Origin of the sequence: Clostridium sp. MB05 (assembly GCF_046581255.1) — a bacterium.
Classification (GTDB): Bacteria; Bacillota; Clostridia; order Clostridiales; family Clostridiaceae; genus Clostridium.
In genome coordinates this window covers 1,371,210-1,381,244 of record NZ_CP174370.1, presented here as the reverse complement: position 1 = coordinate 1,381,244, position 10,035 = coordinate 1,371,210, and the positions used below count along the sequence as shown (strand labels likewise).

Below are 10,035 nucleotides of genomic sequence, written 5' to 3'. Positions count from 1 at the left end.
TTAAAATTTAATTTTATATTTAGAATGCTAACCACTAGTTGAAGTTTAATTTCCCCTATAAATTATTAACTATTTATTATAAAACAATATAATCTACTTTCTTCCATAGATAACTCAAATTCCTTTTTATTAACCTCTATATCTTTTTTATTCCAGCTAATATCGTAGGACTCTATTGTCTTAATTTCTTTTTCTAAGGCTAATTTTAATTTTGCTTCTTTTAACTTACTACAATTTCCCGCAATAACTACATGCTTACTATTAGATATTTCATAAACTGCTGCATCGCACTCTGCCGTAATACCTTCTATATACTTGTTGTCCAAAAATACTGCTTCTTTTACAAATTCATGTATATTCTTTCTAAAATTTAATGCTTCTTTTGCATAAACATGGTATTCCCCAGCTTTTTCAGTAAGTCTTGTTGTTATTCCTAACCATAATATATTTCCAAGAATTATAGCTCTTTGCATATCTTTAAAGAACCATTTATATTTTTTACTTTCATCATCTTCCCAACCTCTTGGATTTACCATATTAACTTGTACAAATTCAGGGAAAGTATATTTAAAAACATTATAATGCTCATCATAATCTGCACCATTCCAAGTTAAATTTCCCCAAGTATAACTTCCATAAATATCACCACAGTTTTCTGTCATTATATAAGAATCCTTGTTGTATTTTCTAAGCCTTTCTAAAAGTTCCCTTAGAACATATACATAACCATTATTAAAGTCACCAATATCTTCATGGCTATGTTCTTTATTGTAACAAGGCATTGGCTCTGCTGAAGCAAGTTGATCTAAATAAATGCCATCTGAGCCATAAGCTTTAACTGTAAACTCTGCTGTATCTAATAAAAACTCTCTCCACAATTTATCTGATGGACAATTTACAGTAAATTTCTCTGGTCCATAAGTTTCGAAAATATTTTCACCATTATGAGTTTTAATTGCCATCTTTTCACCTAAAGTTTTATGATAATCAGATTTAACATCAAATATTCTTGCATTAATATATAAGGTTGACATTCCTCCATTTTCTCTTATATATTCAAGGCCTCTTCTAAACTCCATAGCTGAGCCAAGCTCCATATCTGGATAATACTCTGGATAGAAAGAATCGAAGCCTGTCCTATTCCAACTAGCAATGAACATATGATTTACCCCAAGTTCTTTTCCTTTTTCATAAAGATATGGAATTTTATCAAAGGTATTTTCTATTGCTCCTGATCTTTTAAAGTTATAACATTGATTTAATGCATATTGTTCTTTTAAGTACTCTGGGTTATGATTAAAATCTAAATATTTTTCTATATATTTTCTATATATTTTTGAACCATAATGCCAATCTTTATTTGTAATTGCTACTACATATTCTCCTGTATTGTACTTTTCACCATATTTAATTTTTTTATGCTTTCTAAATGAAAATCCCATCCAAGGATTTTTATCATCTCCACTTGTTTCAGCTAATATACCTGTAACTGGGAATCTTTCATCATGACTACCAATATATAATCCATTTTCTTTATCGTAATAATACATCCAACTCATAGATGCAAGCCCACAGTAATTTATTTCTCTTCTATAATAATCCTTATATTTAACACTGCTTGCACGCCAAAAATCTTTCTTATTTTTTCCATATTCCTTTACTGGATTTATTGTTTTTTCACCTGCATGATGAGGATAAATAATAATATCATCAGCAAAGTTTTCTCCAAGATATATTCCTGATATATTGGGCATTAATACTTCAACTATCTCTAAATATTCTTCTAAGTTTTCTATTTCCGAACTTATTATTAACTTATCTTCTCTTGCAGATAAATTTATTTTTGCTTTCACTTTGAAGCTAGAAAAGCTTTCAAAGATAATTGTTTGCTTTTCTTCATTTTCTATAACTTTTGCTTTTTCAGGAATTAACTCAATTTTTTCATTATCTTTTATTGCATATAATAAAATTATTGGAGACTTTGGATTATTTTTTATATACTCATCATTAGTAACTAAATTTTTTATACTAATAAAATTATTAACATCAGAAGAATATTCTGAAATAAAAGTCTTACCTTGTAATTTCATAACACACCTCTTTTAGTATCCATTATTTGTATAGTTATCTATTGCATCACTATTAATTTTTGTCGCATTTGGCATATGATTTGATATATAAACACTTGGTTTCAATCCCATCTCTAGTAGTTTTTCAACTACAGTACTTTGAATAGCCCACATTACATAACTTGCACTTATTCCACTTGCAGGGCATATATTTTGTCCTAGTTCTTCAACCTCTACAAGCGTATCACCGTAGTTACTACGATTATCAATAGAGTAACTACATGCTTCAAATAATCTCTTTCCACTTGGATGCTCTGATTTTAATTTACTTGAATAGTCTACTGTTGTAATAGCAATAGTTAAACAATCAATTTCATTCCCTTTTAAAGCTAAATCTACTGGAAAGTATTTATACCCTGAAACTGATCCAATCATAATTATATCTCCAGGTAAAATATTAGATCTTCCAATAACAAAATCAGCAAATCCAGGTATAGTATCATATCCTATAGCTCCATTTGAAGCTGAAGGTCTATATCTAACTGGATTATCTACTTCACATGTAATTCTTATTGGCTTTAATGCCATCATACCACCAGTACGCCCTACCCCTTCAAACATTAACATGTGACCTGTATCCATAATGTGCCAAGCTTGTCCTTTAGCTAACCTTTTCGCTATTTCATCTGATACTTCTATAATTTTTTCTCTTTGAGATGTTTCAATATCAACTAAAACTTTTTTCATATTTTCAAAATATTTATCCATTAACATTTTATATAGCCTCCTTTATATTTCTTCAAATTATTCCTTATTACATTACTTTCTATATTAATGTTTAGTTCATTTTTTAATACACATAGCATTGCACCAATTAATGGGTCATACATTGGCTGAGAATATGTCAAATTACTACACTGATATTCTAATTCTTCCTTGAAAATATCTATAAATCCTTTGCCTATTTTAGATACCCCTCCAATTAATGAAACCTTCAATTGATCCTTCCCTAATCTCTCATTGACATAAGCTACAAGCCTCACTAATTCCTTTGCAGCCTCTCTTAAAATCTCTAATGCATACTTATCACTATTTGATGCAGCCTTAGCTACAACTTTACAAAGACTTGCTACCTTTTCCCTTGTAAAATCCTGCTTATATATCTCGTCTCGCATTTCAATCTCATTATTAACACCTAACTCACTAAAGCATAAGTCCCTAAGATATCCTAATTTAATATCCCTATCATAAAAATCTACTATTTTTTCAAGTAGAAGTATTCCTATATGATAGCCACTACCTCTATCACCAATTAATGGGCCCCATCCACCAGTTGAAATTTTTTCATCATTACTTGAAATTCCTACAGCAAATGAGCCTGTGCCAGATAGTGCTACTATTCCCTTACTAGTTCCTAGTGCACCATAAAAAGCATTGTCTATATCTCCAAAGCAAGTTATGTTATTTACTTTTAGTCTTGATTTGAGCTCTTCTTTACATTCATCAAAACCAGGTATAAATAATGTTATTGATTCTATTTCTTTTATTGATAAATTAGCTTTTAATATACATTCTGATATACCTTCTAAGACATTATTAATTGCCGTAATTTTGCTAATAAAATTAGCATTGGCACCAGATTTTTGACAATATCCTAAGACTTCAGCCTCTTCATTAAAAACTAAAAAATCAGTTTTTGTTCCACCACCATCACAAACTAAAAACTTTTTCATATTATTACTCCTAGAATATTTTAATTTATAATAAATTTGGGAAGGTACACACCATCCCAAATTTATCTTTTCTATTTATTTAAAATTGCTTTTCCTTGCTCATCTACACGTTTAGCAAAATCCTCTGGACTTATAGATCCCCCCCATAATGCTTCGCACTCCTTTTGGAACATATTTTGGAACTCTGAACCATTTATATTAACTGGGAATGGTACTGCATCCTTTAATGAGTCAACAAAATATTTATTGTACGGTTTTTCACCAACAAATGCAGTTGTATCAACAAGGTTAGATGCTGGTAATCCAAACTTCATATCTAAAGCTATTTGTTGTCCTTCTTTACCTGATAAGAATTCAACTACACGCCATGATAAATCTGGATTAGCTGCTTTCTTTGGAATAGTCCATGTATTTACAAAGGATGTTGATCTACTAACACCATTTACATATGGAATTGGTAAAACTGTATAGTCAGTTTTATTTGTATCAAAAATTGATGCTGCTGATAATGATCCCATTTGCATAGCTACTTTATTAGCCATAAATGCTGAATATTCATTATCTCCAAATTGTGTAGCTTGTGCATTAGTTGGACAAACTTTGTAAGTATTATTTAAGTCATACATAAATTGAACTGCCTTCTTTGTATTTTCATCAGTTGTAAATACACTTGATTTTCCGTCTTCTGAGTATAATCCTCCCCCAAATGCGGCAATATGAGCAAAAGTTTGATCAGTAAAGTTTTTCCAATAATATCCCCATTGAGCCTCAGCTCCGCTACCTTTAGTTAATCTTTTAGCAACTTCAGTGAATTCTTCCATTGTCCATTTATCACTTGGAATCTCAATGCCTGCATCAGCAAACATCTTTTTATTAATATACATTACTCTAGGAGTAACATCACGTCCTGCTGCATACATCTTACCATCAACTGTAAGAGCTTTTTTTACAACTGGATATAGCGCTTCTTTGTATTCTTTACTTGCTAAATCATCAATTGCCATGATAGTATCTGATTTCGCATAACGTGGAACTTGATCCATCGCAAGCATCATTACATCTGGAATTTCTCCGCCAGCAAGCTTTGTAACCATGGTATTGGCATAATCACTTGGAACTGTTACAAACTCTAATTTAATATCTGGATTTTCAGTTTCAAATTGATCCTTCATTTTTTGTAAATGAGCAAATTTAGTAATATCCCACCATGTATAAACCTTTAATGTAGTTGGCTTAGCATTATCTTTTTTCTTATCATCTTCAGCTTTTTTTCCCCCACCACAGCTTACTAGTCCAATTGTCATTATCATAGCTAATAACATAATTAATAGTTTTTTGATATTATTTTTCATAGCAAATCCCCCTATTTTTATAGTTTATTATTAAAAACAATTATCAATTGCTTTTATAATCTAAAATAACTTCTCTATTTCCCACCAAAACCCGAGTTCATAGTAGATGCCATAAAGTATTTTTGAAGAGTTAGGAATACGATTACAATAGGTATAATACTTAATGTTGCTCCTGATAGTAATACAGCCCAATTTGGTTCACATTCTTTTAAATATTTTAATCCTACTGTAATTGGAAGCTTGTCATAATCACTAATTACAAGCATTGGCCATAAAAATGAATTCCATACACTTCTAAATGATAATATTATAGTTGTTGCTATTGCAGGCTTTGCATTAGGTAATACAATTCTGAAAAAAACTCCTATTTTTGAACAACCATCTATTATTGCTGCATTTTCTAAATCCTTTGGAATACTTAAAAAGTATTGTCTAAAGAAGAAAATATTAAATGCATTAGAAGCTGTAAACATACTGGATAAAAATAATGCTGTAAATGTATTAAATAAATTCATATCAGTTATTATTTTATAATTTGGTATAAGAGTAACATGACTTGGAATCATCATAGTTGCAATAAAAGCAAAGAATAATATGTTTTTTCCTTTAAATTCAATTCTTGTAATTGCATAAGCTGCTAATGATGCTACTGCTATCATTGCTATTGGTATAGTTATTGATAAAAATAGTGAGTTAAACATCATCTTACTAAAAGGTAATACTTCCATTAATCTATCATAATTTTGCATAGTAAATGTGTCAGGAATAAGATTAAGCGGATTCCCTGAATATAGCTCTTGAACTGGCTTAAAAGATGACATAAGGGCCCATAAAAATGGATATATCATAACTAAACTAAGGATTATCATAAATATATGGTAAAAGACGTTACCTATTGATTTTTTCTTTTTCATTCCCAAATTCATTTTATTCCCCTCCTTGCTCATTACGATATTTATATTGAATCATTGTAATTACCATAATTACTGCAAAGAATATCCAAGCTATTGCTGATGCATATCCCATATTATAATTTCCAAAACCTTGTTCATAAATGTAGTACATAATTGTACTAGTTGATCCAAGTGGACCTCCCCCAGTCATTATGAAAATTGATTCGAACATATTAAATGCTTCAATTACTAATAATATAATTACTACAAAGGTTGTATTTGATAGCATTGGTACTGTAATTTTAAAGAATTTTTGTATCCCATTTGCTCCATCAACCTCAGATGATTCATAAAGACTTTCCGGTATAGTTTGAAGTCCTGCAAGGAACATAAGCATATAATATCCACTCATTTGCCACACACGCATTATTATTAGAGCCATCTTGCTTGAGTCTGTGCTATTTAACCACATTGGTGGATTAGAAAAACCTATTGAAATTAAGAAATTATTTATAATCCCCATATCAGGATTAAATATCCAAAGCCATACCATACTCACTGCTATAGTAGATGTTATACTTGGTAGAAAAAGAGCGACTCTATATGCATTACTTAGCTTCCCTGCTTTTTTATTTATTAGCAATGCTAGTAATAATGAAATAATAAGTACTATTGGTACAAGAAAAACTACAAAGTATAATGTGTTTCCAAAATATTTATAAAAGTAATCATCCTTTGTAAATGCCCTAATATAGTTTTCAAGTCCTACAAATTTTGGTTTTGTCATTAGATTATAATCTGTTAGTGAAAGATAAAATGAGTATATTATTGACCCAAATGTGAATATTGAAAACCCAATTAATGCTGGTGATACAAATAACCACCCTGTTAAAGCATCCTTTTTCTTTAAAGTAAGTATTCTTTTCTTTTTATTTTTTATTTCCATATTAGGAGTAATTTCAGTTTTCATTTATTTCCCCCTTCTATTAATCAAGGCTTACTTCTTTTGATAAAATTATCTAAATTTTAAGCTATAAAGCAAAGATACATATTAATATAATGTAGTGAATCACTTGATCCACTAATAATGCATATTTATCTCCTATGTATTTAGGGGATATTCCTCTTGCCTTTACATAATCTATTGGAAAATGTGTTGCTGCTATTATTGCAAGCTCACCGGCTGTAAATGAATATTCCATAATGTAAGCAATAACCATAATTCCACAGGAGTATAAAATTGAGTGAACAAATAGTACATAATTATCTTTTCCTTTACATTCAGACAAATGTTGAGTTTGAAAAAGATAATCCCCTGTCAAGTGAGACATTAGTATAAATAATATAAATTTAATAATAATCCCCCCTTTAAATTCATTTTTATTCTTAGGTTCTTACTAAAGTTTAATTAAGTTTTACATTACTACTATTTTGAGTAGATTGTACAAATCACTCTCATTATACGTTCTGATATATCTACTATAAGTTTCCTTGAATCTTCGATACTCTCTTCTACAGTCATAGGCTTATTGTTAATACTAAAAATACTTGTAAACCCATAATTGTATAGCTCTCTATATCCTGGCCCTATAGCTCCACATATTGCAATTACTGGTATATTTTCTTTACTTGCTTCTCTTGCAACTCCTGAAGGTGTTTTACCAAACTTTGTTTGAAAATCTATCTTTCCCTCTCCTGTAATAACTAAATCTATATCTTTTAAAATTTCAGCAAACTTAGCTTCTTTTAAGATTATGTCTACACCACTTTCAAGCTTTGCCCCTAAGGCTATAAAAGCTGCTCCTGTTCCTCCTGCTGCTCCTGTTCCTGCCACATCTAAGACATCGACTTCAAAGTTATCTTTTAATATTTTTGAGTAATGCCTTAATGCATTATCTAAATTCATTATGTCATTTTCATTTGCTCCCTTTTGTGGGCCAAAGACCGCAGACGCTCCATTAGGACCACAAAGTGGGTTATCAACATCACATGCAACTTTAATGTTACATCTTAATATAGCTTTATTAAGATTTTTACTATCTAAGTGATGAAGCTCCATTAAAGCTTTTCCTCCTTCAGGAATATCTCTTCCATCTGCATTTAAAAACCTTAATCCTAAAGCTCTAAGCATACCTGCTCCACCATCATTAGTTGCAGTTCCTCCAATTCCTATTATTAAGTCTGTACATCCTTTAGCAATTGCATCATTTATTATTTGTCCTGTACCATATGTGGATGTAATTAATGGATTTAGTTCTTCTTTACTAAGTAAATTTAAACCTGAGGCTGCTGCCATTTCAATAACTGCAGTTTTCTCGTCTCCTAGTATTCCATAAAAGGAATCTACTTCCCTTAATAATGGATCACAAACCTTTATATTAACTATTTTTCCTCCTGTTATATTAACTAGAGTTTCAACTGTTCCTTCCCCACCATCTGCCATGGGAATTTTAATAATTTCTATATCTTTGCTATATCTTTTTATCCCCTTTTCAATACAGTCTGCTACTTCTATTGAAGATAAACTTCCTTTATAAGAATCTGGGGCAATTAGTACCTTCATATGATCACCACCTCATCTCTATCTTTAAAAACTCTACTCCCTTATAGTAAACATTTACAACCCCCTTAACAATGTGCACAGAAACCAAAATAGCACGAATTTTCTGATAATTTATTTGTGCATCATGCATAAAACAATATACAAATTATCTATTTTTAAGTTCTCTCTTAATATCTTCATAAATTAATATAGCTAAATATATTTTTGTACATTCATATGGCTTTGTTAAATCTACATCATATAATAACTTAAACTTATTTAGTCTATAAGTAATTGTATTTCTATGAACATACATTACTTTTGAAGTTTCACTTACCCTCATATTATTTGTAAAATAAACCTTTATTGTTTTAATCATATCTTCTGTTATCTTATCTTCACCTTGGAATAAAGTTGGAAAATATGTTTTAATATATCTAGTTTTAAACTCTTTAGAAATTCCTTTCATTAAAAGTTTTAAGTCATAATCTTTTACATTTATAAATTTCTTCTTTGTATCATAAGTTTGAATAGAGTTTACTAATGATATTTGTGAATATGCTCTTTTGTAATCTAAAATATCATTACAGTCTTCTCCTATAATAAAAATATAATTGTTAATTTTTTTACTGCTTAGTCTATCTTTAAACTTTTCTATATACCCTTCTACATCACTACAATTTCTAAATAAAAGCACTAACTTTTTATTTGATAAATTTAATATTTCGACATCTACATTATAAAGAAGTTTTTTAAACTGTCCTTCAATGTCTTCATATATTTTTTTCATTATGTCATCTTTTTCTTCCTTTACCTTAAGCACTACCATCTTCCTTGAATCAGATATGTTTAAATCAAGTAATTTTGCTCTTGAGTAGTATGCATCCAAATCTTGTATCTCTATACCTTGAATTAAATCTTTAAAATAGTTCTCAACATTATTCTTTTTTACTTTTTTTGAAAGTTCAGTATCTGATTCATTTACAATTAACTCAACTATTTCCTTAATAAGTGGGCCATAAGGCAATACTTCCTCTACGGTTCCTGTAATTCCTACTACCCCTACAACCTTATTATCATATGTAATAGGCATATTAATTCCCTCTTGACAGCCTCTATACATATGCCTATTAGATGAATTAATTACTACATTTCTATTGCTACTTCCACATAATCTTGCTCCTTCATGAAATGTATTAATACGCTTCTCATTGCTTGATGCAATAATAACACCATCTAAGCCCATAATATTAATATCTTTGTCCATAATTAAAGTCAATCTTTTAATTAGTTTTACACAGAAATTATAATCAAGCATACCTTTCCCTCCCAAAAACTCTCTAATAGCATCTTATAATATTATTATCACACTACCTCATTATTAACATTTACATAATTTATCTATAAAATTTTATAATAAAAGGAGGAATTTATATCCTCTTAATA

General features: G+C 29.7%; 9 protein-coding genes. All 9 read right to left on the bottom strand.

The features are described from left to right. Positions 1-65 precede the first annotated feature (65 nt). A complete protein-coding gene (locus tag ACH36K_RS06455; RefSeq protein WP_411170129.1) occupies positions 66-2,090 on the bottom strand; it encodes a DUF6259 domain-containing protein in 2,025 nt (674 codons plus the stop codon). Positions 2,091-2,102: 12 nt separating this feature from the next. Continuing rightward, a complete protein-coding gene (locus ACH36K_RS06450; RefSeq protein ID WP_411170128.1) occupies positions 2,103-2,843 on the bottom strand; it encodes a sugar isomerase domain-containing protein in 741 nt (246 codons plus the stop codon). Then, the gene (locus ACH36K_RS06445) at positions 2,837-3,802 is read right to left on the bottom strand and encodes an N-acetylglucosamine kinase (RefSeq protein WP_411170127.1); all 966 of its coding nucleotides are present in this window, start codon (positions 3,800-3,802) and stop codon (positions 2,837-2,839) included. Before ACH36K_RS06445 ends, ACH36K_RS06450 begins: the two co-directional genes overlap by 7 nt. 71 nt (positions 3,803-3,873) lie before the next feature. Then, positions 3,874-5,154 (bottom strand): ABC transporter substrate-binding protein, encoded by a 1,281-nt coding sequence (locus ACH36K_RS06440; RefSeq protein WP_411170126.1) that lies wholly within the window; start codon positions 5,152-5,154, stop codon positions 3,874-3,876. A 74-nt stretch (positions 5,155-5,228) separates the two neighbouring features. Beyond that, on the bottom strand, positions 5,229-5,975 hold the full coding sequence (locus tag ACH36K_RS06435; protein ID WP_411170125.1) for a carbohydrate ABC transporter permease: 747 nt from the start codon (positions 5,973-5,975) through the stop codon (positions 5,229-5,231). Positions 5,976-6,081: 106 nt separating this feature from the next. Continuing rightward, a complete protein-coding gene (locus ACH36K_RS06430; protein WP_411170124.1) occupies positions 6,082-7,017 on the bottom strand; it encodes a carbohydrate ABC transporter permease in 936 nt (311 codons plus the stop codon). A gap of 61 nt (positions 7,018-7,078) precedes the next feature. Further along, positions 7,079-7,378, bottom strand: a complete 300-nt coding sequence (locus ACH36K_RS06425; RefSeq protein ID WP_411170123.1) for a DUF3307 domain-containing protein — start codon at positions 7,376-7,378, stop codon at positions 7,079-7,081. A 95-nt stretch (positions 7,379-7,473) separates the two neighbouring features. After that, positions 7,474-8,610, bottom strand: coding sequence for a glycerate kinase (locus tag ACH36K_RS06420; protein ID WP_411170122.1), 1,137 nt, complete (start codon positions 8,608-8,610; stop codon positions 7,474-7,476). A 145-nt stretch (positions 8,611-8,755) separates the two neighbouring features. After that, positions 8,756-9,907 (bottom strand): CdaR family transcriptional regulator, encoded by a 1,152-nt coding sequence (locus ACH36K_RS06415; RefSeq protein WP_411170121.1) that lies wholly within the window; start codon positions 9,905-9,907, stop codon positions 8,756-8,758. Between the last annotated feature and the right edge of the window lie 128 nt (positions 9,908-10,035).

Coding starts and splice junctions, on each gene's coding strand:
- ACH36K_RS06440 (WP_411170126.1), bottom strand. CDS start 5,154: ATGAAAAATAATATCAAAAAACTATTAATTATGTTATTAGCTATGATA.
- ACH36K_RS06455 (WP_411170129.1), bottom strand. CDS start 2,090: ATGAAATTACAAGGTAAGACTTTTATTTCAGAATATTCTTCTGATGTT.
- ACH36K_RS06450 (WP_411170128.1), bottom strand. CDS start 2,843: ATGTTAATGGATAAATATTTTGAAAATATGAAAAAAGTTTTAGTTGAT.
- ACH36K_RS06430 (WP_411170124.1), bottom strand. CDS start 7,017: ATGAAAACTGAAATTACTCCTAATATGGAAATAAAAAATAAAAAGAAA.
- ACH36K_RS06420 (WP_411170122.1), bottom strand. CDS start 8,610: ATGAAGGTACTAATTGCCCCAGATTCTTATAAAGGAAGTTTATCTTCA.
- ACH36K_RS06425 (WP_411170123.1), bottom strand. CDS start 7,378: ATGTCTCACTTGACAGGGGATTATCTTTTTCAAACTCAACATTTGTCT.
- ACH36K_RS06445 (WP_411170127.1), bottom strand. CDS start 3,802: ATGAAAAAGTTTTTAGTTTGTGATGGTGGTGGAACAAAAACTGATTTT.
- ACH36K_RS06435 (WP_411170125.1), bottom strand. CDS start 5,975: ATGTCATCTTTTAAGCCAGTTCAAGAGCTATATTCAGGGAATCCGCTT.
- ACH36K_RS06415 (WP_411170121.1), bottom strand. CDS start 9,907: ATGCTTGATTATAATTTCTGTGTAAAACTAATTAAAAGATTGACTTTA.